We start from the raw sequence: 337 nt of genomic DNA, 5'->3' as shown, positions 1-337 counted from the left end.
AAAAACCAACTGAACCAACGAAACCAGTTGAAGAAAAGCCGACTAAACCGGTTGAAACCAAACCAGTGATTAAGACAACGAATTACACCATAAAGAGAGGCGACACTTTAAATCGAATCGCTGCCCAACATGGTGTGAGTGTTGATCAATTGCGTCAATGGAATAATATTTCAGGTCACTTAATCTATCCAAATCAAAAGATTATTGTCAATAAAGTGACGACAACGCAACCGGTAGAAACGACAAAGCCTGAAGAGAAACCAACTACGCCAACGAAGCCAGTTGAAGACAAGCCGACGACACCTACTAAGCCGGAAAATAAACCGGAGGAAAAACC

At 41.8% G+C, this 337-nt stretch carries 1 protein-coding gene; it reads left to right on the top strand.

The window, feature by feature from the left end; all coding sequences use genetic code 11:
• Positions 1–337: LysM peptidoglycan-binding domain-containing protein (locus HMPREF2811_RS11450; protein WP_168164963.1), on the top strand; the 337-nt coding region annotated here is incomplete at both ends.

The organism is Globicatella sp. HMSC072A10 (assembly GCF_001811625.1).
Lineage (GTDB): Bacteria > Bacillota > Bacilli > Lactobacillales > Aerococcaceae > Globicatella > Globicatella sanguinis.
Note: the sequence above shows the minus strand (reverse complement) of the source record. Positions and strands in the feature narration are given on the sequence as shown.